Here is a 25,078-nt window from a genome sequence, read left to right as displayed (position 1 = left end):
ACCTTTAGAATACGCCTTTTACTTTACCAGTCTCGACGTCTACGTCAACCCGTCTGAATGCCGGGTTCGAGCCTGTTCCCGGCATCAGGCTGATAGCGCCGGCAACCGGGACGATGAATCCGGCACCACCATAGGTGAGCACCTCACGGATGGAGAGACGCCATCCTTTAGGACAGCCTTTGAGGGCTGGATTGTCAGAGAGTGACAGGTGAGTCTTAACCATACACAGACCAAGATTGGCCAGCTCAGGATCTGCCTGGATTCTGTCAATAGCTGCATCGGCAGCTGCAGAGTAGTCAACACCGTCAGCACCGTAAACTTCTTTCGCGACCTTCTCGATACGATCCTTGATCGGCTCATCAAGCTCATAGAGGAACTTGAACTCTGTCTGCTCTTCACACGCCTCAATAACCGCATCGGCAAATTCGAGAGCACCTTCACCACCATGCTCCCAATGACGGGACAGGGCAACCTTGGCACCTGCAGCCTCGGCCAGCTCACGAACCTTGGCGATCTCCGCGTCGGTATCGGTATAGAAGGCGTTAATACAGACAACCGGGCTGATACCAGCTTTACGCACGGTATTAATGTGGTGTATCAGGTTGGTACATCCTTTGGCAACCCAGTCAACGTTCTCGGTCAGGTACTCTTCCGGCATTGCTTTACCCGGAACAGGTACAGGAGCGCCACCATGACACTTCAGAGCACGGATAGTGGCAACAACAACAGCGCAATCAGGTACCAACTGACTGAAACGGCACTTGAGGTTCCAGAATTTTTCAAAACCGATATCAGCACCGAAACCAGACTCGGTTACATGATAATCAGCAAGCTTCAGACCAACACGGTCAGCGATGATGGAACTCTGGCCGATGGCGATATTGGCAAAAGGACCGGCGTGAACAATAACCGGTTGACCTTCCAGGGTCTGCATGAGGGAAGGATTGAGAGCATCAACCATCCAGGCTGTCATGGCACCTGCAACTTCCAGATCACCGGTGGTAACCGGCTTGCCTTTCTTGGTGTAGGCAACAACGATCTTACCCATGCGCTCGCGCATGTCTTTCAGATCCTTGGATACTGAAAGAATAGCCATAACTTCTGAAGAAACGGCAATACCGAACTTGGATTTCATCATGAAGCCGTCGGACTTGCCGTTAACGCCATCGATACCGATAATGATATTTCTCAGTGCCTGGCAGCAATAGTCCATTACCCAACCCATCTCTACTTTGGTCGGGTCGATATCGAGACGCTTCATGCCGGAGAGACGCTCGAGTTGCTCGTCGGTGTAGTTTCTTTCATGCTGCAAACGGGAGGTGAGAGCAACCATCGCCAGGTTATGGGCATTCATGATTGCGTTGATGTCACCAGTAAATCCCAGCGAGAACGGGGTCAGGGGAATGCACTGGGCGAGACCACCACCAGCTGCAGAACCCTTGATATTCATGGTTGGGCCGCCGGAAGGCTGACGAATCGCAGCGCAGACGTTCTTCCCTCTCTTACCAAGCCCCTGAACAAGGCCCATGGAAGAGGTTGATTTACCTTCTCCAAGCGGAGTGGGTGTGATAGCGGTAACATCGATGTACTTTCCGTTAGGCTTGTCTTTCAGACGTGCAAGCACTCTCTGAAAGTCAATTTTGCCGATGTAGTGACCCTGAGGCAACAGCTCTTCTTTGGTAAGCCCCAGTTTTTCACCAATCTGATAGATCGTCAGCATCCGTGTTTCCGCCTCTTCGGCGATTTCCCAGTCCTGGTGTTTGGTTGGATCTAATGTCATAACGATTCCTTTTGATTCAGGTGAAGGTGGTAGGTGACACGGTATCAGGATGAAACCGCCCCCCCGGTTAAGACTACATACTAGAACTGCATACCGGTTACAAAATTTATTCCCTCAATATTGTCGATAACCTACTCTAAAATATTGCTCTCTTGCAAGTTGTTTTGACACAAATGAGTCACCATTACTCAATTCCACACACGGGGCTAGCCATGCACTCCTAATCAACTAATATTTCACAAATTAAATCGATTTCAATCATCCCCTCCGACCGACAATTCGACTCCATCGCCGTGTTTACGCACAACGCTACGCACAACTCGCACAGATGATCCTTCTGATTGTTATGCAGTCATTTGATAAACAAGCACAAATTAAAACAAGAAAAAACATTATATCAGCTAAACTGACAATCATTGCCACTACCGAGAATATAGTTCATCCAGTCCACCTCCGCTGCCTCTTAATTTTGATTTGCGAAATCAGCCGCTCAACGGAAATGGTCATTGACGGAGCACCAGCCAGTACGTTATTACTTCGTTATAGATGTAAGGTTCAACAATGACAGTTATTTCATAACAAACACTTTCGCAGGAAGAGGCAAATATGTGTGAAATACGAGTAGTAATGGACCATGACGGTGCAGAGGAGCTGATGATGGAAAATGTCACCAAGCTCGATGTTCTCGAAGACGCACTGGTCATCACCTCACTCTTTGAGGGGACCAAAGAGATTCCCGGTGCATCCGTTCGCAGCATCGACTTTCTGGCCGGCAAGGTGTACGTGCAAAAACCTACCTGACAGGCGTGCTTTCAGCCAAATCTTCACTTACGATTCGGCCGGGCTAACGAGAAATTCGGGATGACCGGGCGCCTCAACATTACGAACAACGTGCACAAAAACAATGGGATAACCTGCAGGCTACAGTTACAGGCCAACATTTGCCAACTACAGGAAAAATGCGGTATTAACGTTCCAAATACTGGAGACATTTATGGAAAGTAAAGACAAATTGCGAGTACTCCTGCAACACTGGATTGATCATAACAAAGGCCATGCCGAAGAATTTGAGAAATGGCGTAAAACTGCAGGTGAAGAAGGCATGTCCTCCATCGCTGATAACATTGCTGACGCCATCAAATGTATGAACGAGGCCAATATCTCGCTCAACAAGGCGCTGGAAGAGGCCGGCGGCCCAGCCGAGGAAAGTGGTCACCACCATCACCATCATCACCACCATCACTGATACCTCTGCCTTTTCTGATCATCCGGTAACGGACAAATCAAACTTCTTGAGAACAGCCGGGAGAGTGGTAATCCCCTCAGGCTGTTCTCATTCTTCTGATACCATCCCACTGTAAATCACAAGAGTCAATCAACCTCCGGTCTTGGATAAAGACCTGCACTCTCAATTATTTCCGGCACTTTCTCTTCCCATTCGATAGCCATAACGTGAAAGCCAGCTACCCCTTTCACTTCTTTCAACCTCTGGATCTGCTCAATTGCTATATTTATTCCCTCCTGGGCCTGCTGCTTTTTTTCAACCCCCGCCAACCTGTCGATGAGTTCATCGGGCACATCCATTCCCGGCACGGCACGCTTCATGTACTTTGCCATACCCACTGAGCGCATCGGTGTAATTCCAGCCATTATATTGACTTTTCCATCCAGACCTCGATCCCGCACCTCTTCCATCCACTTCTCGAAGCGATCCATATTGTAAATACATTGAGTCTGAATAAATTCAGCACCTGCCGCAATTTTTTTAGCGAGCCTTGGCACCCGTATCATAAACGGATCACCAAAAGGGTTGGCGGCGGCACCCGCATAAAACCTCGGGGGCACCTTTATTTCATCACCACTCAGGAATTTCCCCTCCTCCCGCATGTGCCGCACGGTTTGCAGCAATTGCATAGAGTCCAGATCAAAAACATTCTGTGCCTGGCGGTGGTCACCAAAGCTTTGATGGTCACCGGAAAGGCAGAGCACATTATTTATACCAAACGAGGCAGCACCCAGAAGATCACTCTGCAGGGCAATCCTGTTTCTGTCCCTGGTTACCATCTGCAAAACGGGTTCAATCCCTTCATTTTTCAGATGAATACAAGCTGCCAGGCTGCAAATTCTGGTTACCGAGGTCTGGTTATCAGTGATATTTACCGCGTCTACATGATTCTTGATGAGCCGTCCTTTCTCAATAATATGGGTTGGATCACTTGATCTCGGAGGACCACACTCACTGGTGACCGCAAGATGACCACTTTTGAAGATCTTCTCGAGTTTGCTTTCTGTTTTTAATTCCACAATTAGAAGTCCTCCAGTTTAAATGATCTCGGCCCCCCCGCCCTATCCCTGGACCAATCCTTGAGGCTACTGAGCTTTTCGTAGTTTTCCATCTTCCCCATTGCGTCCAGGCGATCTATTATCAGTTGCCAGGCACAATCAACCTCTCTGGAAATCTCACATTTGCCATTTGCAGATCCACCACAAGGCCCATTCAGAACCCGCTTGGCGCAACGACTTATCGGACAGACGCCGCCGGTTGCCCCCAAAACACAATCACCGCACCCCTGACACTTTTCAGTGAAGATTCCTGGCGCGATTACATCTCCCAGGAAGGTAGTATTCAACGCCGGATACACAGGAGTCTTCGGGTACTTGGTAGCCACAAACTGCACCCCGATACCACATGCCAGACTCAGCACAGCCTCTGAGTTTTGCAGCAGACCCTCAGCTTTTTCAAAAAATTCATGTTCGCATTGTCGCTCTATACCGCTATCGACAAACTGTATCTCCAGCTCTTCCCTTGTTGCTTTCATCCTCAATAAAGAGGCAAGGATTTCGGCTTCTTTATTCCCACCCTGATGGCATACGGCCACACAGGTATTGCAGCCAAAGACTGTGACATTTTTATGTTGCCGAACCATCTCCCAGATTTCTTCCAAAGGTTTCTGCTCACCAACTATCATAACTATTCCGCTCCCTGGTCAATACAGCGTTCCATGTCCTCGTAATCTGCCCACGTGCTTTAAGACTCGTACAACAAGCCAGGCAGCCGGATAAACGCACGCGTCAGGCTGACCGCTCTTCAGGTTGCTCCATCTGCCGGGCAGCCTTTTTCTTTTTTACAATGGCCCTCCAGATCGGTGATGGACCTAATACCTTTATCTTTTTAGTAAATTCAGCACATATCTCTGCCCATCTCGGCCCCATCGCAGCCGAAAGATTATAAAATTCCAACCGCTCCGGATCTATACCGACCGATTCCAGCAGACCATGTAGTCTATGAACTCGTTTTTTCGCGTTAATGTTTCCTTCCAGGAAATGGCATTGGCCCTCAAGTCAGCCAGCCACGAAAACACCATCCACTCCTCTTTCAAACGCCCGTAATACATAAGAATGATCAAGTTTTCCCGTACAGGGCAGCCGCACGATCTTGACATTATACGGATAAGAAAGACGCATAACACCAGCCAGATCCGCAGCCGCAAATGCGCAATAATGACATGCAAACGCTATTATATTGGGTTGCCAGTCTGCAGGCACGTCCTGCACTTTCGGCTCCGGTCCGCCCCGGACCTCTTCTTTCCCCTCGTCATTTGCCATACTTTCTCCTTAGGGTTATCCTCAAACAATTTCCGTTGCCGCATCGATCATGGCCTTTATCTGATCATCTCTGAAAAAGTTGACCTGAAAGGCTTTAGCAGGACAAATGCCGGCGCATATGCCGCAACCGGTACATTTGACTTCGTTATGACTAATCCTGCCCTCTTCATCAATATAGGGTGAACCAAACGGGCAGGCCCGGAAACAGGCCAGGCAGGACATACAGATATCCCTGTTATGTTTGGAAACGATACCTGACACCGACAACTGCTCATGGGAGAGCAAAGCCCCTGCTTTGCCAGCCCCTGCCAGAGCCTGGGAGATAGTTTCTTCGAGATTTTTAGGCGCATGGGCGAGCCCCGCCAGAAAATAGCCCTCACTCGGAAAATCCACCGGGCGAAGCTTGACGTGGGCTTCGAGAAAAAATCTGTCGAGATTACAGGTAAGTTTGAATTTCTTTGAAAGATCCTCAATATCGGGTTGCGGCCTGAGACCCGTGGAAAGCACCAGGTAATCGGCTTCCACCATCATTTCCCTATGCAGCACCTTGCTCTCAAAGCGCACTTTGCACTTTTCGCCATCAATCTCAACCTGCGGCTTATCTTCCGGCAGATAGAGGAAAAAAAGTACACCGAGATCACGGGCTTTTTTGTAATAATCCTCTTTTAAGCCATAAGCACGCATATCCCGGTACAGCACTACCACCTGGGCACCAGAAGCCTTTTCTTTTATGGCGATGGCGTTCTTCAGCGCATCCTGGCAACAAACTCTTGAACAGTAGTTATCAGGTTCTTCACGGGACCCGACGCACTGAATCATCACATACGTCTGATCATTACCGGGTTGCCGCTCGTCCAGCAGATCTTCCAGCTCTCGCTGGGTTATAACCCGTTCGGAATTTGCATATTCGTACTGGTCTGGAATATATTCCTGACCACCAGTGGTGATCAGGATCGCCCCATGGTCAATTGTCGTGCCATTGGTCAGCCTGGTAACGAAATTACCCACGAAACCATCAGTATTATCCACCGTTGTGCCCATATGCAGGGTAACTCGCTCCTCCGCCTGAACCTGCGATATCAAATCGCTTACAAAAGCCTGCACATCGTCGCCCTCAAGGGTTCTGCGCACATTGACGGCAAGCCCGCCAAGTTCTTCTTCACGCTCAACCAGATGCACCCCATAGCCCTGACGCGATAACGACAGGGCCGCGGTCATTCCAGCCACACCGCCACCGAGGACCAAACCATAATGGGTTACCCCCACCGAGTTCTGCTGGACAGGTTCCAGCAGACGGGCTTTGGCGATATTCATTTTCACGATATCGAGTGCCTTTTCGGTTGCATGCTCCTTGTCATCCATATGGCACCAGGAGCATTGTTCACGGATATCGGCCAGCTCAAAAAGGAATTTATTGAGCCCTACTTCACGAATAGTATCCATGAAAAGCGGCGAGTGCGTGCGCGGTGTGCAGGAGGCAATAAGTACCCTGTTGAGACTCTTCTCCCTGATAATATCTTTTACTTTGGCCTGACCATCCGGAGCACAGGCATAAATGATCGTTTCGCTATGCACCACATTCTGCTCTTTAGCAGACTCCTCTGCCACATGCTGCACATCCACCGTTCCGGCAATATTGACACCACAGTGACAGACGAACACTCCCACTCTCGGTTCATCTCCTGTAACATCAATTTCGTCCGGCAGAACGACCTCTTCAACCTGGGTACCTCGACTCTCACCCAGAAGTGCCATGGCGTTGGCCGCCGAACCGCTGCCCTGGACCACCGTCTCTGGTATATCCTTTGGCCCCTGATAGGTTCCGGCCACGAAGATACCCTTCCTGCTGGTCTCAACCGGATGGAGTTTCGAAGTCTCCGCAAAACCATATTTATCTGTCTTTATGCCGAAAATATCAGCAAACTCGGCAGCCTCGTCGTGGGGCTCAAAGCCCATGGAAAGTACCACCATATCAAACTGTTCATTGACCAGGTTACCTTCATCATCGACATGGTGGATATACAGATTTTTTGTCTCAGGATCTTCAATCACCTCGGATACCATCGCCCGCTTGTAATGCACGCCGGAGTCCTTTTTGGCCTTATCGATAAACTTATCGAAGTCCTTGCCGAATGCCCGAAGCTCCATATAAAAGACAGTCTGCTCGACTTCAGGATCATGTTCTTTGGCAATCACACACTGCTTGGCCGCATACATACAACAGACTGATGAACACCATGGATTCGCGTTATTTTCATTGCGCGAGCCCACACACTGAATCCAGGCAATCTTTTTGGGTGCCACATTGTCGCTTGGCCGCTCAACGTGCCCTCCACATGGGCCCGAGGCCGAAAGCAATCGCTCAAACTGGATGGCGGTAACCACATTTTCATGCTTACCAAAACCAAACTCCTGGCGTATAGCAGGGTTATACGTTTTCAACCCGGGAGTAAGAATTATGGAGCCGACATTGATCTCATATTCTTTGTCTGTATCTTCGAAATTGATGGCGTCTGCATCGCAGGCCTTTTCACATTTTTTGCAGACCCCTTTATTCAGGTAGAGGCAGTGGGCGCTGTCTATTGCCCGCGTATTGGGAACAGCCTGGGGGAAGAGCGCATAGATCGCCCGCCTGTTGTCCAGTCCCTGATTGAAATAGTCAGGCACACGGCTTGGACACTTGGCCTCACAGGCACCACAGCCGGTACATTTTTCCGCATCGACATAACGAGCTTTTTCGTGGATGGTGACTGTAAAATTCCCCTCCTCACCAGTCACCCCTGCTACCTTGGCAAGGGTATGCATCTTGATATTCGGGTGACGACTGCTCTCAACCATGCGAGGCGAGATCATGCACATAGCACAGTCCCCGGTGGGGAAGGTCTTATCCAGTCTGGACATGGTGCCGCCAATGGAAGGTTCATCATTGATCATGTGAACCAAGAGGCCGCTATTGGCTAGATCGAGAGATGCCTGCATCCCTCCTATGCCGGAACCTACTACGAGAACTGAACCTACTTTTTGCTTCCGATCCTGCCCGGGGGTAATCCTTATCAAGGCAAGGCCCTCCTTAAGCGCGATCCCGGCAGTTCGCAGATGCTGGTTATTCTGTTTCTACCAGCATCTGCTGCGGGTATTTATCAGAATACAACGGTGAGACCTAAAAGCTCTAAACCTCACCAGCCAGAAGCAATATAACCCATATAATTGGTTATGATAAATATTTTTTATTGAGGAACTCATTTACTTACAATTTGTGCCGGATTGGTTGTATTCAACTTCAATATTACAGTTCGTTGTTATACCCTCGAGTACTGAAAGGACTGCTGCCCCATGACCTGAATGGCTGGAAATTGCATATGAGTTTTTTGAACTCGCCTTTTTTCAGTTGTCTGAAAGAATGACTGGTTCGCAGTCGTGGACACGCCCTTTCGAACCACTTGCCGGTCAGGCACGGTTGCGCTATTTTCACCTCATTACCACTTGCCAACCATGTACGGGAAAAATCTATTCCAAAAGAGTAAATGCTGTATTACCATGCCTGGTGCAGCCGCTCCGACTTACTGCTGCCTAATATTGGTATTAACAGCACAATTCCAGGTGAAACTTTTTCAGGTACCTGATGGTTAACCACGGGGGTTCGCATGGCCCAGACACCGCCCACAGTTCTACAAGCTTCTGCCGAGACTCTTCTCTGTCCCAATATTCTTGTTGTAGATGACGAACCACGAATACGTGAAGCATGTTCACTGATTCTGCAAACCATGGGGTTCGAGGTTCAAGCCGCTGCTGATGGAGCAGAGGGGCTTAAGCTAATTGAAGATCATCACTTTGATATCCTGCTGCTGGATCTGGTCATGCCGAATATGTCCGGGTTTGAACTCCTTTCACGAGTCCGTGATATCGATCCCGACACGGTTGTCATTGTCATAACCGGTTATGCAACGCTGGAACATTCCATTGAGGCAATGAAAAAAGGGGCTTTTGACTTTATCCCCAAACCATTTACGCCCGATCAGCTCAAAGCGGTCGTTACCAAGTCTCTTCGCTACACCCACGCCCTGCAGGATATCGCCACCAACAAGTCACGCATGCGGGTCATGGTTAATAAGCTACATGATGGTGTACTGATCACAGACATGGAAAAACGGGTGGTGCTCGCCAACCCCTCTTTCAAAAAAATGATCGGTGCCCGGGACGGCTCACTGATAGGTAATAAAATTGGCGACAAATTCCCAAACAAACTGCTCCTTGAGACCATCGAATCTGCCCTCTCCACCCCTGCAAGTGAAAGCGGTGAACATGAGATCAATACTGAACTCATTGTCAATTCCGGCAACGGGGAGCCTGATAAAATATTGAGCCTCCACTGCTCACCGTATCGTGGTCGTTCAGAGCAGAATCTTGGTACTATCACCCTGCTCCACGACATCACCGCTGCCAAACAGATCGAACAGATGAAATCCGATTTTGTCTCCATGGTCTCCCATGAAATCCGCAGCCCGATCAACTCGGTGTTGATGCAATTAAGCGTCATTATGGACGGTCTGGCCGGAGAGGTTACTGATAAACAACAGGAAATTCTAGAACGAGCTTCTGGAAAGATCAAAAATCTCGACAAACTCGTCACCGATCTGCTCGATCTTTCCAGAATCGAATCAGGCCTGATCAGCTATGAATATGAGGATGTTGACCTTACCGCTCTCCTGCAGGACCAGGTTTCTTTCCATAGCCCTCGAGCCGACGCCAAAAAAATTGCCATTGAACTGCAACTGGAAAGCACGCTCCCGGTAATAACTGCGGTGCCACGCCACATGGAAGAAATCTTCACCAATCTCCTGACCAATGCCATCAAATACTCACCTGAAAATACAACAATAACAGTGCAGGCAAAGGCTGACAACAGCCAGGTATATATTCAGATCAAGGATTCAGGTTATGGTATTCCGGCGGAAGATATCGACCATATATTCGATAGGTTCTACAGGGTAAAAGACCAGCAGACCCGCACCATACATGGAACGGGCCTTGGTCTGGCCATTGTAAAATCAATCGTCGATTCCCTGAATGGAAAGATATCTGTTGAGAGTAGTTACGGGAGAGGAACTGCATTCTCAATAATGCTTCCCTGTAACGATACATACAGTAAATGATGATCCTTACATCTTGAACCCATGTCGTTCAGCCAGCTTTTCAAACATTGTAGTCAGGCCTGTACAAATCGAATAAATGCCGTCATTACCCAGATTGTCATTCACCGTTTCATCAAAAAAGATATTGAGGCTTGACTCAAGGCCATCCTCGGGCAACCAGTAACTTATCATCACCGGCACCTTGGGCAGCGGCATCAACACCACTGAAATATCAGCCTCAAACTGGTTCTCAACCTCACTCCCCTGGAATACCTCCACCATATCCCTGAAAAGATCAGGATAGGCATCAGCAACTTTTCGCAGATCTGCCTCTGCGCGCTGCTGAAAGAGGCCGTAACGCTCCCTGCCACCGTCTACTTCACGGTAGGTAATCCAGTTCCCGGTGGGCTCAAGCCCTTTTCCATGCAGGATATAACTGAGAAACGGCCCGGTAACCCAGTTGGTGATGTGGATATCTGATGAGAACCGCCCCTCCCTGTTGACCCTGAATTCTTTACCCATCACCCTGGCGGAAATCCAGCCATTTTTCAGGGTTGCCCCGGAACGCTCCGCCGCTGAGGAAAAATCCAGTGTGGCCAGTTGGGATGTCATCTCCTCTAAATAATCTTCTGCTGCTTCGGCCCCATCATTTCCCGGGGATCTGAAACGCTCCTTGATATCCTTTTCCAGAGTGGGGCAGGCATCAATTGATTTTCTGCCGGTGAAGACCGCACCGGCAAAAGCAAGGCAGGTCTTGTCCCCACATTTGCCGCAGTTGGATTTATCGAGAAGCGTGAAAATCTGCATTGCATTTTGGCCAGGCATCAAATCTCTCCTTGAAACGCTCTAAAAAAACTTTACTTCAATTGCCGGGGCGGTAATTTCCACCAGCCGCCATTTCAGCTATTCTTCTGATATTTTCAAACCTTCCGGGCTAAAATCAGACCAGACAGCCAGCTCATTGCCGCTTGGCTCAGTAAAGTGAAAACGCCGCCCCCCGGGAAATGAAAAAATCGGCCGCACCACCCTGCCACCTGCTCCGACAACCTTCTCCCTGATTGCTTCAAGATCTTCACTATACAATATTATCAAGGCAGAGCCGGTTTGCACCATCGCTGCAATGTCAGCCCGGTAAAAGCCCCCATTTATCCCCTGGTCAAAGAAACAGGTGTACTCTTCACCGTAATCGGTAAAGGTCCAGCCAAAAGCTTCATTAAAGAATTTTTTGGTTGCTTTCAGGTTTATTGCCGGAAATTCAACATAACTGATCTTGTTATTTTCAGCCATTCTCTCTCCTTTTGACTTGTGACCCCATTCCACAAAGAAAACATGGCGCGGTTCGTCCAGAATTCAACTGACACGTGAGCTACATTCTATCCCATTTTTTTGTTGTCGATCCTGAAATGTTTCATCAGGCTTCCTGAAAAATCCACTTCTAAAAGCTTTCCATACCTAGATTTAAGTGTTGTACCATCGCCTGGTTACCAGGCTGCTGAGTTGAACACTCCTCTCCATGCGAACAAGGGGAGAGCATCGTGCAATGCTCTCCCCTTGACTATAATAATTTTCCAGAAAAAATGAGAAGAATTCCGTCAGTTATCACCTTACCTTTCTTCAATCGGCTTGTAGCTGCGGGTATTGGATCCCGTGTAGATTTGTCTTGGCCGTGAAATCCTTTGCTTATGTGCATGGAGTTCATGCCAGTTGGCAATCCAGCCCGGCATACGGCCAATGGCAAACATTACCGGGTACATGTTCAGCGGAATTCCAATTGCTCTCAACAGGATACCTGAATAGAAATCGACATTCGGGTAGAGATTTCGCTCCTTGAAATAATCATCCTGCAGAGTTTTCTCCTCAAGCTCACGGGCGATATCAAGGAGCGGGTCCTCCATGTTGAGTTCATGCAGTACCTCATCCACAGCCTTTTTCAGGATCAGCGAGCGGGGATCAAAATTCTTATACACCCTGTGACCAAAACCCATCAGTCTGAAGGTGTTGTTTTTGGCTTTCGCCATTTTGATATAATCGGTAAGCGGCCGCCCAGATTCCTTGATTTCCTCAAGCATCTGGATGACAGCTGAATTTGCGCCACCGTGCAGCGGCCCCCAAAGGGCACAGACACCGGCGGATACGGAACTGAACAGATTGGCGCGTGAACTGCCGACCACCCGAACGGTTGAGGTGGAACAGTTCTGCTCGTGGTCGGCATGAAGCACCAGAAACAGATTTAAAGCCTTCTCCACTACCGGCGATGGTATATATTCCTGATACGGTTCCGAAAACATCATGTGCAGGAAATTGGAACAGTAGCTGAAATTCGGGTTCGGATGATTGAATGGCTTGCCGACCGCCATCCTGTACGCCCAGGCGGCTATGGTTCGCACTTTCGAAAGCAGCAGCGCGGCAGTGCGGTCAAAGCCGGCACCTTTGGTATGAACATCAAGCACTTCAGGATGAAAGCAGGAAACCATGTTCAGCATGGCCGACAGAATAGCCATCGGCGGAGCATCCGAAGGCAAGCCCTCGAAATGGTGCTTCAGATTCGTATGCAGCGGCGCATGCTCTCTCAGCGAATTTGAAAAACCTCGTAATTCATCCGCCGAGGGCAGTTCGCCATACAAGATCAGATACGCGGTTTCCACAAAGGTGGCTTTTTCGGCAAGTTCCTCTATCGGATAACCACGATAACGAAGTATACCCTTGGCGCCATCCACAAAAGTGATATCTGAAAAACAGGACCCGGTATTTCCGAACCCCTGATCCATAGTGATGTAACCCGTTTCCTTTCTCAGGTTGGTTATATCAATACAGCGCTCGTCCTCAGTACCGGTGAACAGATCAAATTCAAACTTCTTCCCATCTAAACTCAGGATGGCCTTATCGCTCATAACGTCCCCCATGCTTTAAAGTAGGGTAATGAAAATGTCTCGTGTTTATAAGTACCTCTTTTATTTGATAATGATTTCCAGTCAAAAATCAACACCTATATTCGTAACAGAATCCTCTCGCCCAGGTAGCATCGTTTCCGGGTATACTCTTTTCGGCCAATGATCACAGACGGGAATGAGACTACTTGCAACAATCTGTACTCTATCATTGTACGATATCAGCCATCGGTTCCTGATGAAAGTTTTGTTAAAGCCCTTTCTAACGCGTCGCCAATAGCTTTGGCGTGTACTTTACCGGCAAAATGCACCGGACTCTTACCATAAATCGGATCCCAGCCGGCAGGATTAGCCGAACAGAAGAACTGGGACTCAATGCCCATCTTACGGGCAGCATCATCTATTGGTGTGCCAATCAATCGCAGGGCCGCTTCCCAGGTCGCAGCGCAGGACGCGCCACGTACCACATGAACCTCCGCTATTTTGTCATCCTCAACTTCCACTTCGTATTCAGGTGCACCGAAACGATCGCCATATTCGCCCAGACCATCCTGCCTGGGAAGGCCACATCAGGTGGGAGGTGTAAGCACCCATTTTGATACCAGCTTCTTTCCTGAAGAGATAACCGGGATATTTTGCTGGTGACAGATCGCCACAAGGTCATGGGACAGGTCTTCGTGCTTGAGAAAATCGAGCACAAGGTCGGCATCGATCACCCCTGGCAGGTAGTCACGCCCATCATCTATCACCGGCGGCAACGATTCATCGATCGAGATGACTTCCAGCTCTATGCTCTCTTTGGCATATTTCCTGATGCCGGCAATTTTTCTTTCTCCACTGCCGTGTTGCTGAAAAACTGTTATCTTTTGTTGTTTCCGGCCATCTATTCCAGCCCCTACCCTGTCAACCTCGCCCACTTTGTCCTCCATATCGTTATCAATCAGATGTCAAGACGGACCCAACGGGTACAATACCGATTGGTGGTCTCTAGCATTTTTTTGCGATTCAACTGTGCATGGATAACTACCTGAAACTCACCATCAGGATCTCGACAAATCACCATGCCCGAATCAAGTTTTTCCAACATGTCGCCTTGTGATACCGAGATTACACCCCCTACTGACACAATATCAAGCTCATCATCCTGATACTGGTAATACGCCATTTGTGCCATGGCGTGAAACTCATGTTTGATATTGGCTACCTCACCAACCGACATGGTTTTGATATATCCGGGTTCCTCCATGGCTTTCTCCGGAACCAGGATAACACTGCTGCATTCCCGAACATCGTTTGAATCGAATGTTACTTGAATAAAATCTTTACCCATTTATCCTCACCATACTTTTATTGCAGGCCTCCACAACAAGCTTTTACGCATCAAAAGATTCAGAAGTTTATTATACGTCCTTTCATTGTGTTTTCATCATTTTCTTTGCAAAACCGAACGATCATGGGACATAGAAGTTACTCAATCACCAGCATATCTTGCAATTCTCTTTCAGCTGATGATCATGATATCGCTGCGTTGTTAGATTTACGGGCCAACTCCCGAGACAATATCTTCCAACATGTGAGAATTCGCTCACAAAGCATTCCCCCTTCCCGATCGATTACAAAATACCATCTCGAAATGGCCGGAACGAATCTCATCATTTTTTTGACGTGTGCCACCCATAAACAGAATTGAAAAATAGTGTTTCAATCCAAATAGGTTGCCGCACCATTCATGACCATTTCATGCAGCCATACTACGCTTTGCACTGCACAATAACGAACAATTTGCACAATCGTGCAGCGGGATTTCCCGTCACCACCTGTGCCTTCATTAACCATTTCAAACCGGGGGGTTAAGGACCATACACAGCTCAGAGTTTCCCTCCTCGATCATTTATCTAAAATGCTTTGAAAAAAGTTGCTAACAAGGGTCAAATGAGCTAGTCTGCGGAGTGTTCCAATTGAGTATTTGAGGCGGTCCCCAACCGGAACCGCACCCATATATGGCACCTGAATTATTACCAAAGCCCGGCTTATCACCCTTATAAATATCCATTTAGAAGGAATTCAGATTATGGCTGACACGGCAATAAAGATTAAAGGAAAAGCCGAAAGTTCTTTTTTGGACGACATCAAGAAGCTGTTGCCCGACGGCAACCTCAGCCTATGTCTCACCTGTGGACTCTGTTCCTCGGGTTGTCCTGCCTCCGGTCTCGAGGGCATGGACCCCAGAAAGTTCTTACGAATGCTGGTACTCGGCATGGACGAAGAAGTGCTGAAGTCCGACTGGCCGTGGATGTGTACCATGTGTCAACGCTGCGTTTATGTATGCCCTATGCAGATTGACATTCCCCAGATGATTTTCAACATTCGGGCATTACGCCCTCGCGACGAGCGTCCCAAAGGTATCCGGGGTTCATGCGACGTTGCGGTTAAAAGCGAATCCAAAACCGCAATGGGAACACCCACTGAAGATTTCATCTTCGTGGTCAACGATGTACTTGAAGAGTACCGTGAGTCCCAGCCTGAATTTGCCGACATGGAAGCCCCTATAGATAAGGAGGGTGCCGAATTTTTCCTGAACCAGAACTCCAGAGAGCCGATGACCGAGCCGGACGAAATGGTCCCGCTCTGGAAGATTCTCCATCTGGCCGGAGCGAACTGGACCTACAGCTCCACTGCCTGGGGCGGCGAAAACTACTGTCTGTTCCTTGCCGACAATGAAAACTGGGAACATATCGTCAGGGCCAAGGCCGAGAGGGCGGACGCCTTAAGGTGCAAGACGTATCTCAATACCGAGTGAGGTCACGTGACCTTCGCAGTCCGGGCCGGACTGAAAAAATTCAACATCGACCATAACTTCGACGTAAAAAACATCTACGAATATTACGGCAAGTGGATCAGGGAAGGCAAGCTCAAGCCCAACTCAGACTGGAACAAGGAACTCGGCATCAAGTTCACTATTCAGGACCCCTGCCAGATCGTTCGTAAAAGTTATGGTGACGCTATAGCCGAAGAATTCCGCTATGCCATCAAGGCGGTCGTTGGTGAAGAAAACGTTGTCGAGATGTATCCCAACAAGTCGAATAACTATTGCTGCGGCGGCGGTGGTGGTTTCCTCCAGTCCGGGTTCAAGGACCAGAGACTCGAATATGGCCGCATCAAAGACGAGCAGATTAAGGCTACAGGCGCGCAATACTGCATCGCCGGCTGCCATAACTGCCATGCCCAGATCCATGAACTCTCCCACCATTTCGGCGGGAATTACGGAGTCGTACACTTCTGGACATTGCTAGCTCTCTCACTGGGCATTCTTGGTCCTAATGAGCGTGCCTATCTTGAAGACGATTTGAGGGATGTCAACGTGTTCCACCCGGAAACCGCATTTTAGGGTGGAACCCAAAGAGCAGAATAGAACCTTCAGGAGGTTGTCTTCAGGCGCTACCAGGCCATCCTGAAGTTTTGCAGCTAACCGTAGAACTTATCACAACATAACTAGGTTTTAGTATGCAACTCACGAAACAGCAGATCGACTATTGCATGGAGTGCGGGGTATGTACAGGTAGTTGCCCGGTCAGCTACGACCTCCCCGGTTTCTCGCCAAGGCAAATGATAAAAAGAACCCTGGTGGAGCCAGACGGAGATATACTGAAGTCGAAAGATATCTGGGCATGTCTGAGTTGTTCGCGTTGTAGCGACCGCTGTCCGGTGGGGATCGACTTCCCTGAATTTATCAGAACCTACCGCGAAAAAGCCATAGCAGCCGGCAACCTTCCCCGCGAAAGCCACCACGGCGTGTTCCAGACCCTCACTACTCTGCAGTCCGGCGACCTCAAGCAAAATCGCATAAGCTGGGCCGAAGAGAGCGGCAAAATTCAGGAGAAAGGCGATTACTTTTTCTTCGTTGGTTGCCTGCCCTATCAGGATGTTGTTTTCAAATACCTCGATCTGCAGATGATCGATAGCGCCAAATCCATCCTGAAAGTTCTGAACAAAATGGGAATTGAGCCGGTTGTCAGCAATAATGAACGTTGCTGTGGCCACGACGCCTTCTGGAGTGGTAACGAGCAACTCTTTGCCAAACTCGCTAAAAAGAATGTGGAGACTATCAAGGCCTCCGGCGCGAAAACGGTTATCTTCTCCTGCCCTGAAGGATATTCAATCTTCATGGAAAGCTACCCGGCCATTGTCGGCGAACTCCCCTTCGAGATCATTCACATCTCTGAATTTTTAGCCAGGGAACTGCCCAAAGCCGATGTCTCCTTCAACCCTTCCGGTAATGGCTCCGTAACGTACCACGATCCATGCCGCCTCGGACGCAGAGCAGGCATATATGAAGAACCACGCAGCCTGCTCGGCCTCATCCCTGACTCCGATCTCAGAGAGATGGAAAACAACAGGGAGAATGCCGTCTGCTGCGGAACCACAGCCTGGATGGAGTGTTCTTCATGCTCCAAAACCATGCAGATAAAACGACTGCAGGAGGCCGAGAGAGCAGGTGCCGGCACCATTATCACCGCCTGTCCAAAGTGCCAGATACATCTCTCCTGCGCGAAATCGAATACGGATATCGATGTAGAGGTAAAGGATCTTTACTCCTACCTTTCAGAGAACATAGAATTGGAGAAATGAGATGAGCTCAACAAATCCTCAGAATGTTCAAGGCTCTGTAGTCGTTGTCGGCAGCGGTATCGCCGGAATGCAGACAGCTCTCGACCTCGCGGATTCAGGTTTTTATGTATATCTGGTAGAAAAATCCGCCTCCATTGGCGGGGTAATGGCTCAGCTGGACAAGACCTTCCCCACCAATGACTGTGCGATGTGAGTAATCTCACCGAAACTGGTCGAGGTCGGCCGGCACCTGAACATAGAGCTTAAAACCTTATCTGAAATCACCTCCCTCAAAGGCGAAGCAGGGAACTTTGAGGTGGAACTTGTCGAACACCCCCGTTACGTGGATATGGACAAGTGTATCGCCTGTGGAGAGTGCGCGGTAAAATGTCCCAAGAAAGTCAGCGACCCCTTTAACGCAGATTTAGCCAAGAGAAAGGCGATCTACGTCGATAACCCACAGGCTGTACCACTTAAATATGCCATCGACGCTGACACCTGTATTTATTTCAAGAAAGGCAAGTGCGGATTTTGCGCCAAGGTCTGCCCAACCGGAGCCGTAGATTTCGATCAGAAAGAGATCACTACAGTTCTCAACGTCGGCTCTGTAATCCTGGCACCAGGCTTTGCCGCATTCGACCCCTCCGATCTTGACAACTATCAGTACAGCAACTATGCCAACGTCATCACATCCATGGAGATGGAGCGTATCCTCAGTGCCACCGGCCCATACCAGGGGCATCTGGTTCGCCCTTCAGATGGTGAGGAACCCAAGAAAATCGCCTGGCTGCAGTGTATAGGCTCACGGGACATCAATCGCTGTGATCATGGCTACTGTTCTTCAGTCTGCTGCATGTACGCTGTAAAAGAAGCGGTTATCGCCAAAGAACATGCGCCGAATGACCTGGACACCGCCATATTCTACATGGATATGCGGACCTACGGCAAAGATTTCGAAGCCTATTACGATCGTGCCCGTGAAGAACAGGGGGTGCGCTTCGTCAGAACCAGAGTCCACTCCATCGTCGAGGACCGAGAGACTAAAAGCCTGCAGCTTCGCTACGTCGATGATGCCGGTACCACCCATGAAGAAGTATTCGACATGGTAGTGCTCTCCGTCGGCATGGAGACCCCAAAAGAGGTCATCGACCTGGCCGGCACACTCGATATCAAACTGAACTCCGACAACTTTGCCGCAACCGACTGTTTTTCCCCGGTCAAAACGTCACGCCAGGGAGTGTACGTCTGCGGCGCCTTTCAGGAGCCCAAGGATATTCCCTACTCCGTTATGGAGGCGAGCGCAGCCGCCTGCTGGGCCGAGGCTGATCTGGCCAAAGCGCGTGGTGCTCTCACCAAAACCAAGGAGTACCCGGCAGAAAAGGATATCACCACCGAGGAAGCGAAAATCGGTGTATTTGTCTGTAATTGCGGCACCAACATCGGCGGTATAGTCGATGTGCCTGCAGTGGCCGAGATGGCCAGGAGCCTGCCCGGAGTCAGCTACGTTGAAGAAAATCTCTTCACCTGCAGTCAGGACAGCCAGATGAAGATCAAAGAGGTGATAGAAAAAGAAGGGCTCAACCGGGTCGTCGTCGCCGCCTGTACTCCCAGAACCCATGAAGAACTCTTTCAGGAAACCATGCGTGATGCCGGCCTGAACAAGTACCTGTTCGAGATGGCCAACATCCGCAACCAATGCTCCTGGGTTCACAGCGACGACAAAGAAGCCGCAACGCAGAAAGCCAAAGACCTGGTTCGCATGTCTGTAGCCCGAACCAGACTCATCACTTCCTTGAGCCAACCCACAATCGGTGTTGATCGAAGCGCTCTTGTTATCGGCGGCGGCATTGCCGGTATGACTTCTGCACTGGGCCTTGCCGACCAGGGCTTTCAGGTACATCTGGTCGAAGAGCAAAAAGAGCTTGGCGGTAACGCCAGGGTCCTCGGTAAAACCTGGCAAGGCGAATCGATTCAGGAAAAGCTGGCCGATATGGTCAAAGGAATTGAAGATCATCCTGGCGTAACTGTCCATCCTGAAACCACGATTAAATCCGCTTCCGGCTTTATCGGCAACTTTGAAACCACTATAAACCAGAACGGTACAGAGCAACAACTCAACCACGGCGCGGTTATCATAGCCACAGGTGCCGTCGAGAGCGTACCGACCGAATATCTCTATGGTCAGGACGACCGCGTCATGACCCATCTGGATCTTGATCGTGCTCTGGGTGAAGGTGGCAATGATACAATCGCCAAAGCTGGCTCTATCGCCTTTATACAGTGCGTAGGTTCGCGCGAAACCGGGCACCCCTACTGTTCAAAGGTGTGCTGCACCCATTCCATAAAGTCTGCGATCAATTTCAAAGATACCAACCCGGACCGTGATGTCTTTGTCATGTACCGGGATATACGTACCTACGGCCGACGAGAGACATTGTACAAAGAAGCGAGGGAAAAAGGCGTCATTTTTATCCGCTACGATCTGGACGGTAAACCCAGGGTGGCTGCCACCGATGACGGACTTGCCATCACCGTTAAAGATCACGTGATAGGGCTTGATATTGAACTTGGAGTCGACCTGCTGGTTCTCGCTGCTGCCATTGAACCTCGTAACAACGAACCACTGGCCCAGATGTTCAAGCTCTCCTGCAACAGTGATAACTTCTTTAATGAGGCCCATGCCAAGCTGCGCCCGGTAGAGTTCGCCACCGCTGGTATCTTTTTAGCAGGCATGGCCCACTATCCGAAGCCAATAGAGGAATCCATCGCCCAGGCGGCCGCAGCCGCATCTCGTGCAGCGGTGACTCTCTCTAAAGACAGTTTAACCGTTGAAGGCGTGGTCTCCTATGTACAGGAATTCATGTGCCGCGGTTGTGGCGAATGCGAGACAGCCTGCCCGTTCAATGCGATCAGCGTCATTGAAAACGCAGATGGAGTTAAAGTCGCAAATGTTCAGGAAGCCCTCTGTAAAGGTTGCGGCATGTGCGCCGTTGCCTGCCCCACCGGAGCCGCCTCTGTACGCCACTTTGGCGATGAAGAAGTTCTGACTATGGTTGAAACGGCGTTTGACAGATAACCACATTGTAAGGAAGAAAAAATGTCCGTGGAATTTACACCGAATATACTGGTCTTTGCCTGTAACTGGTGCGCCTATTCGGCGGCGGATCTGGCCGGTGTCAGCCGGTTTCAGTATCCCCCTACCCTCAGGATCGTACGCGTGATGTGTTCAGGAAGGATTAATCCGAACTTCATCCTCGAAGGCTTTAAAAATGGTGCCGACGGCGTCCTTGTGGCTGGCTGACACATCGGTGACTGCCATTACCTGGACGGTAATGTAAAAGCGGAGAAAATGTTCGGATCAGCAAAACAGCTTGCCGAAATACTCGGTATCGACCCAAGGCGGGTACGACTCGAATGGATCTCTTCAGCCGAAGGAACCAAGTTCGCCGAGGTCGCTACAAAGTTCTCGCAAGAAATCGAGTCCCTTGGGCCTCTGGCAATAGAAGAAGCAGCATAGAGCCGCAGGAGTCCACGGGTGGGGAATTGATGTCTTTCACCATTCAGGCAGGAGATTTTTCGAGACTCCAAACCGTTTAGCAGAATTAGCGGAGCCATACACAATATATTGCGAGCAGTTATTTTGCTCGATAATGAAGAGTTGGGAAAAAGAGCTTAATACAACAGGCTCCTACCCATAATACAGGAGGTCGATAGTGAACAAGGACATGCTTGTTATTGGTGGCGGTATCGCAGGCATACAGTCATCATTGGATCTGGCCGAAATGGGCTTCAAGGTTTACCTTGTCGAAACCCTGCCAAGTATCGGCGGGAAAATGGCCCAGCTCGACAAGACCTTCCCTACCAATGACTGCGCCATCTGAATCCTCTCGCCTAAGATGCTGGATGTCGGTCGACATCCCAATGTAGAGTTGATGGCATACAGTGACGTTGAAGAAGTTTCCGGCAGCGCTGGCTGCTTCAAGGTCAAGGTGCGTAAGAAAGCCCGCTACGTCGACGCCGACAAGTGTACCGGCTGCGGAGCCTGCACCGAGAAATGCCCGACAGATGTACCTGATCTTTATAATGAGAAGCACTCCACCAGAAAGGCAATCTACAGCTGGTTTGCCCAGGGTATTCCCTCCACCCACGCCATAGATACCGACCACTGTCGTGTCTTCAATGGCAAAAAGTGCGGAATCTGCCAGAAAAAATGTGAAGCAAACGCGATTGATTTTGAGCAGAAAGATGAGGTTGTAACACTCGATATCGGCGCAATTATCAGCTCAGTCGGATACGACATTTTCGACCCTTCGCAAATCCCGGAATACAGGTATCGTGATCTGCCCAACGTGATAACAGCCATGGAGTTCGAGCGTTTCTTGAGCGCCAGCGGACCGACCCACGGACATTTGGATCGCCCGTCAGATATCGCTGTAACCAACAAAATCGCTGAACTTGAAAAACTCGAAGGCCGCGGTGCCAGGGGCTTGACTCGTTTCGAAGACAAGCACGGCAAAAGCTCTGCCGATTTTTACGCTGAATATCAGCAAAACGGTTCAGGCGGAGATGACAATCTTGACCAGTGGGCAGCTAAATATATTGAGCATCAGGCCCTGACAGCCGAACTGAAAGACTTGCAAGAACGTGCTGCAAACTTTACCACAGCCAAGAAACTCGCCTTCATCCAGTGCGTAGGCTCACGCGACCTTCGCTTCTATCCCTTCTGCTCCGGCTATTGCTGCATGCACTCTATTAAAGAGGCAATTATCGCCCATGAGCACGACAATGATACTACCTCTGTGATCTTCGGCATGGATATACGGGCGGTCGGTAAGGGATTTGAAGAGTACAAAGTACGCGGCAGTAATAATTCGAACATCACCTATAAGCGCAGCCGTGTAGCAGAGATTGTCAGAGGTGCCAACGACAATCCTGTACTTGTCTACGAAGACACCCAGGAACAGAAAGTCAAGCGTGAGGAATTCGACATGGTTGTCCTGGCCACTGCCTGTGCGCCTACCAGTGGCATGAAAGATCTGGCCGGTATACTCGATATCGAACTCAACAAGTTCGGCTTTTTCAAAACCAGCCGTAACAGCCCGCTTGATACCACCAAAGAAGGTATTTTTGTCTGCGGCTGTGCCCATTCGCCAATGGATATCCCTGAATCGGTAGCTCAGGCATCAAGCGCTGCCTCTCGCGCCGTGCAGGCTGTAACTACGGAAAAACTCCTCAAGGTATCTTGATAAAGGTATACATCGACATGGATAAGAAGAGTACAAACAAAAAAGAGAGTTTGCGGGTCGGGGTATTTATCTGCGATTGCGGATCCAACATCGCCGGACATCTCGACTGCACATCGGTAACCGAATATGCAGCGACTCTTCCCGGTGTGGTTTATACCAAGGAAAACCTCTACACTTGCTCAGAGTCCGGCATTGTCGAAATTCAAAAGGCAATTAAGGACCATGAACTGAACCGGGTCGTGGTTGCTTCCTGCTCACCCCGAACACACCACCCGTTGTTTTCCTCCTCTTGTGAGGAAGCCGGTATGAATCCATATCTCTTCGAGATGGTCAACATTCGTGATCAATGCTCCTGGGTACATATGGGCCAACGTGATATCGCCACCAGCAAAGCCAAGGATCTGGTGCGAATGGGTGTGGCGAAAAGTACCACCCTCGAACCTCAAGACGATATCGAGTCTGATCTGAACCGTAAAGTACTCATAATCGGCGGAGGTATTGCTGGATTATCTGCCTCAGAGGCATTGGCAGGAATGGGTCTTGAGGTCGTGCTGGTGGAAAAGCAGGAGAGATTTGGAGGGTTGATGAACGACCTTCACCTGCTTGACGATGGAGAATCATCTGAGGCCACCATCGGTGCCCTCGCTGAAAAAGTAACAGCAATTCCTGCAGTCACCTCATACACCAGCGCGACCATCGAGAAAATCGAAGGTTACATCGGAAATTACTCTGTTGCCATAAATAGTGGTAATGGCCCGGTAGAAGCCACTGTTGGTTGTATTGTTGTGGCCACCGGGGCCGTACCGCTTATCGAGAATGGTCTTCTGGGCCATAACGGCGATAATGTGATTACCCAGTATGAACTGGAACAAAGACTCAAAAAGGACAGCTTCAACGCGACCTCTATTGTCATGATCCAGTGTGCAGGCAGCAGAAATGAAGAGCGTGAATATTGCTCCCGCATCTGCTGCCTCACCGCGGTTAAAAACGCCATGCACATCAAACGGCAATACCCCCTTGCCAATGTTCATGTACTCTACCGCGATATGCAGATGTACGGCGACGTGAAAGAACAGATGCTCTGGGATGCCAGGGGTATGGGAATACATTTCCACGTGTTTGACGGTCAGTCCATTCCAGAGGTTTCAGGAGACAAGGTTACCTTCGATCAGGCCGTTCTCGGTACCCCGAAAGAGATTAAATCTGATCTGGTTGTCCTTTCAACCCCGCTTATTGCCAGAGAAGATTCTACCGATGTCGCCAGCCTGATGCGCGTGCCGACCGATAAAAACGGCTTCTTTTTAGAAGCCCATGCAAAACTTCGCCCCTTAGACTTTGCCGCTGACGGCATCTTTGTCTGCGGCAGCGCCCGTTATCCGGCAACCTCTGTGGAGGCGAGGACCCAGGGACTCGGTGTTGCTTCCAGGGTGGGAGCTATCCTCTTTAAGGATAAATTGGTAAAAAGCGCAATTGTGGCTGAGATCTCAGAAGAAACCTGTGTCGGTTGTATGGGCTGTATAAGTGTCTGCCCTTATGACGCGATTACCTTTAACAGCAAAACAGCCATCTGTGAAGTGACAGAGATTCTCTGTAAAGGTTGTGGCAACTGCGCCTCAACCTGCCCTTCTCACAGCGCTGTGTTACGGGGGTATCGGCCTGAACAGTTACTGGCACAGATACGAGCAATTTAATGTAGATCCCGGAAATGTGTTTGCATTCAACCCATTGGATACACCTTTGTTAATGCACTAACCCGGATTTCTGATGACCATTGTGGTAATTAGTACGAACACAATCTCAATAAGAAATGCGAGATAA

The 25,078-nt window shown here is 49.5% G+C and carries 19 protein-coding genes; 9 read left to right on the top strand and 10 right to left on the bottom strand.

The features are described 5' to 3' along the window. Nucleotides 1-4: 4 nt before the first annotated feature. A complete protein-coding gene (locus ACN5NT_RS08405) occupies nucleotides 5-1,780 on the bottom strand; it encodes a formate--tetrahydrofolate ligase (protein ID WP_136795975.1) in 1,776 nt (591 codons plus the stop codon). 606 nt (nucleotides 1,781-2,386) lie between these two features. Between ACN5NT_RS08405 and ACN5NT_RS08400 the strand changes: the two genes are divergently transcribed. Together ACN5NT_RS08400 and ACN5NT_RS08395 are read left to right on the top strand one after the other, a co-directional pair. Then, nucleotides 2,387-2,581 carry a CooT family nickel-binding protein gene (locus tag ACN5NT_RS08400; protein WP_136795976.1) on the top strand — a complete coding sequence of 65 codons (195 nt, stop codon included), beginning with the start codon at nucleotides 2,387-2,389 and terminating at the stop codon, nucleotides 2,579-2,581. 193 nt (nucleotides 2,582-2,774) lie between these two features. After that, nucleotides 2,775-3,026, top strand: coding sequence for a hypothetical protein (locus ACN5NT_RS08395; RefSeq protein ID WP_419175125.1), 252 nt, complete (start codon nucleotides 2,775-2,777; stop codon nucleotides 3,024-3,026). A gap of 125 nt (nucleotides 3,027-3,151) precedes the next feature. On the opposite strand, the gene ACN5NT_RS08390 is transcribed toward ACN5NT_RS08395, so the two are convergent. From ACN5NT_RS08390 to ACN5NT_RS08375, 4 genes are all read right to left on the bottom strand, one after another. After that, entirely contained in the window at nucleotides 3,152-4,084 is a 933-nt protein-coding gene (locus tag ACN5NT_RS08390; RefSeq protein WP_136795978.1) for a methylenetetrahydrofolate reductase, read from the bottom strand. A 2-nt stretch (nucleotides 4,085-4,086) separates the two neighbouring features. Beyond that, on the bottom strand, nucleotides 4,087-4,749 hold the full coding sequence (locus tag ACN5NT_RS08385; RefSeq protein WP_419175124.1) for a methylenetetrahydrofolate reductase C-terminal domain-containing protein: 663 nt from the start codon (nucleotides 4,747-4,749) through the stop codon (nucleotides 4,087-4,089). Between the two features lie 103 nt (nucleotides 4,750-4,852). Beyond that, nucleotides 4,853-5,326 carry a hydrogenase iron-sulfur subunit gene (locus ACN5NT_RS08380; RefSeq protein ID WP_419175258.1) on the bottom strand — a complete coding sequence of 158 codons (474 nt, stop codon included), beginning with the start codon at nucleotides 5,324-5,326 and terminating at the stop codon, nucleotides 4,853-4,855. Between the two features lie 81 nt (nucleotides 5,327-5,407). Next, nucleotides 5,408-8,443 carry an FAD-dependent oxidoreductase gene (locus ACN5NT_RS08375; protein WP_419175123.1) on the bottom strand — a complete coding sequence of 1,012 codons (3,036 nt, stop codon included), beginning with the start codon at nucleotides 8,441-8,443 and terminating at the stop codon, nucleotides 5,408-5,410. Nucleotides 8,444-9,030: 587 nt separating this feature from the next. On the opposite strand from ACN5NT_RS08375, the gene ACN5NT_RS08370 reads away from it, so the two are divergent. After that, nucleotides 9,031-10,539 carry a response regulator gene (locus tag ACN5NT_RS08370; protein ID WP_419175122.1) on the top strand — a complete coding sequence of 503 codons (1,509 nt, stop codon included), beginning with the start codon at nucleotides 9,031-9,033 and terminating at the stop codon, nucleotides 10,537-10,539. Nucleotides 10,540-10,545: 6 nt separating this feature from the next. Here the strand turns inward: ACN5NT_RS08370 and ACN5NT_RS08365 are convergent, their stop codons facing one another. From ACN5NT_RS08365 to ACN5NT_RS08345, 5 genes are all read right to left on the bottom strand, one after another. Then, on the bottom strand, nucleotides 10,546-11,343 hold the full coding sequence (locus tag ACN5NT_RS08365) for a DUF3786 domain-containing protein (RefSeq protein WP_419175121.1): 798 nt from the start codon (nucleotides 11,341-11,343) through the stop codon (nucleotides 10,546-10,548). Nucleotides 11,344-11,421: 78 nt separating this feature from the next. Continuing rightward, nucleotides 11,422-11,805: a VOC family protein gene (locus ACN5NT_RS08360; protein ID WP_419175120.1), complete on the bottom strand. Its 384-nt coding sequence runs from the start codon at nucleotides 11,803-11,805 to the stop codon at nucleotides 11,422-11,424. A 317-nt stretch (nucleotides 11,806-12,122) separates the two neighbouring features. Beyond that, nucleotides 12,123-13,409 (bottom strand): citrate synthase, encoded by a 1,287-nt coding sequence (locus tag ACN5NT_RS08355; protein WP_419175119.1) that lies wholly within the window; start codon nucleotides 13,407-13,409, stop codon nucleotides 12,123-12,125. 218 nt (nucleotides 13,410-13,627) lie between these two features. After that, a complete protein-coding gene (gene dfsP, locus ACN5NT_RS08350; protein WP_419175118.1) occupies nucleotides 13,628-14,335 on the bottom strand; it encodes a DUF166 family (seleno)protein DfsP in 708 nt (235 codons plus the stop codon). A gap of 11 nt (nucleotides 14,336-14,346) precedes the next feature. Continuing rightward, on the bottom strand, nucleotides 14,347-14,736 hold the full coding sequence (locus ACN5NT_RS08345) for a hypothetical protein (protein WP_419175117.1): 390 nt from the start codon (nucleotides 14,734-14,736) through the stop codon (nucleotides 14,347-14,349). Nucleotides 14,737-15,477: 741 nt separating this feature from the next. On the opposite strand from ACN5NT_RS08345, the gene ACN5NT_RS08340 reads away from it, so the two are divergent. From ACN5NT_RS08340 to ACN5NT_RS08315, 6 genes are all read left to right on the top strand, one after another. Then, a complete protein-coding gene (locus ACN5NT_RS08340; protein WP_419175116.1) occupies nucleotides 15,478-16,794 on the top strand; it encodes a (Fe-S)-binding protein in 1,317 nt (438 codons plus the stop codon). Nucleotides 16,795-16,910: 116 nt separating this feature from the next. Then, nucleotides 16,911-18,035 (top strand): (Fe-S)-binding protein, encoded by a 1,125-nt coding sequence (locus ACN5NT_RS08335; RefSeq protein ID WP_136795987.1) that lies wholly within the window; start codon nucleotides 16,911-16,913, stop codon nucleotides 18,033-18,035. Nucleotide 18,036: 1 nt separating this feature from the next. After that, nucleotides 18,037-21,090 (top strand): FAD-dependent oxidoreductase, encoded by a 3,054-nt coding sequence (locus ACN5NT_RS08330; RefSeq protein WP_419175115.1) that lies wholly within the window; start codon nucleotides 18,037-18,039, stop codon nucleotides 21,088-21,090. 21 nt (nucleotides 21,091-21,111) lie between these two features. Further along, nucleotides 21,112-21,531, top strand: coding sequence for a hydrogenase iron-sulfur subunit (locus ACN5NT_RS08325; protein WP_176360047.1), 420 nt, complete (start codon nucleotides 21,112-21,114; stop codon nucleotides 21,529-21,531). A gap of 196 nt (nucleotides 21,532-21,727) precedes the next feature. Further along, entirely contained in the window at nucleotides 21,728-23,260 is a 1,533-nt protein-coding gene (locus ACN5NT_RS08320; RefSeq protein WP_419175114.1) for a 4Fe-4S binding protein, read from the top strand. A gap of 17 nt (nucleotides 23,261-23,277) precedes the next feature. Beyond that, nucleotides 23,278-24,951, top strand: coding sequence for a CoB--CoM heterodisulfide reductase iron-sulfur subunit A family protein (locus tag ACN5NT_RS08315; protein ID WP_136795993.1), 1,674 nt, complete (start codon nucleotides 23,278-23,280; stop codon nucleotides 24,949-24,951). Nucleotides 24,952-25,078 lie beyond the last annotated feature (127 nt).

It is taken from the genome of Desulfosediminicola sp. (assembly GCF_048381775.1).
In the GTDB taxonomy this organism is placed as follows: Bacteria; Desulfobacterota; Desulfobulbia; order Desulfobulbales; family Desulfocapsaceae; genus Desulfopila; species Desulfopila ganghwensis.
The sequence above is the reverse complement of the archived record's forward strand: the minus strand, read 5'-3'. Positions and strand labels throughout refer to the sequence as shown.